2 protein-coding genes are annotated in these 1038 nt (G+C 68.8%); both read right to left on the bottom strand.

Features of this window, described 5'->3' with window-relative positions:
* Positions 1 to 8 precede the first annotated feature (8 nt).
* Positions 9 to 704 (bottom strand): response regulator, encoded by a 696-nt coding sequence (locus tag KDL28_RS40055; RefSeq protein WP_372497182.1) that lies wholly within the window; start codon positions 702 to 704, stop codon positions 9 to 11.
* A 41-nt stretch (positions 705 to 745) separates the two neighbouring features.
* Positions 746 to 952: a hypothetical protein gene (locus KDL28_RS40050; RefSeq protein WP_252446706.1), complete on the bottom strand. Its 207-nt coding sequence runs from the start codon at positions 950 to 952 to the stop codon at positions 746 to 748.
* Between the last annotated feature and the right edge of the window lie 86 nt (positions 953 to 1038).

Here is a 1038-nt window from a genome sequence, read left to right as displayed (position 1 = left end):
GCCCCCACCTACCCGGTGCGGGCCACCTTGTACCCGCGCCCGCGCACGGTCAGCACGCACTCCGGCTGGTCCGGATCACGCTCGACCTTGCGCCGCAACCGGCGCACGTGCACGTCCAACAACCGGGTATCACCGAAGTAGTCATAACCCCACACCCGCCGCAGCAAGTCCTCACGCGAGACCACCGCCCCACCAGCCTGCACCAACTCGACCAGCAACCCGAACTCGGTGCGAGTCAGGTGCACCTCCTCACCACCACGCCGGACCACCTCCTCATCAGGCCGGACCTCCAACTCCCCGACCCGCAACACCCGCGGCCCCACACCACCGGGATCACGACGACGCAACAGAGCCCGGATCCGCGCGGCCAACTCACTGGCCACCAACGGCTTGGTCACGTAATCATCGGCCCCCGCCTCCAACCCGGCGATCACATCGGAGGTATCGGTCCGCGCCGAAACGATGATGATCGGAAGATCACCACGCGAACGCAGGGTGCGACAGACATCGAGCCCATCCATCCCCGGCAACATCAAGTCCAACAACACCACATCGACCACAGCCGTCGCCAACTGCTCGAGAGCCTGCTCACCGGACGCGGCCTCCAACACCTCACAGCCCTGATCGGCCAAAGCCATCGCCAGCGCCAACCGGATCCGCTCGTCGTCCTCCACCAGCAACAGACGCGCATCCACCGGACCCATCCTGCGCTCATCGGGCTGCGGCGCGGTACCCCGAGCAGCACTCACAGCGCACCCTGAGCCCGTTGCCGCAACCGGCAGTCGACCAACCGGTGCAGCATCTCGGCCACCGCACCATCGGGGACCTGCCCGCGCAACTCACGCTCGGCCGTGGCCACCTCGGCCTCCACCACCGCCCTGGGCAGGGCCGCGGCGAACTCCTCACTCAGGTGCTCGATGAGCTCCCTCGCCGTGGTCGTCGGCACCCGCATCCCCACCTCCTCCCCACCACCCACCGGGGACGCCGTCCTCGACCGACCCCGCAGCCGGCCAACCCAGGATGCCCGCCCCGCCCGCC

Source organism: Pseudonocardia humida (genome assembly GCF_023898865.1).
GTDB lineage: Bacteria > Actinomycetota > Actinomycetes > Mycobacteriales > Pseudonocardiaceae > Pseudonocardia > Pseudonocardia humida.
Note: the sequence above shows the minus strand (reverse complement) of the source record. Positions and strands in the feature narration are given on the sequence as shown.

Excerpts from the sequence above, each read along its gene's own strand:
- KDL28_RS40050 (WP_252446706.1), bottom strand. The coding sequence starts at position 952 with ATGCGGGTGCCGACGACCACGGCGAGGGAGCTCATCGAGCACCTGAGT.
- KDL28_RS40055 (WP_372497182.1), bottom strand. The coding sequence starts at position 704 with ATGGGTCCGGTGGATGCGCGTCTGTTGCTGGTGGAGGACGACGAGCGG.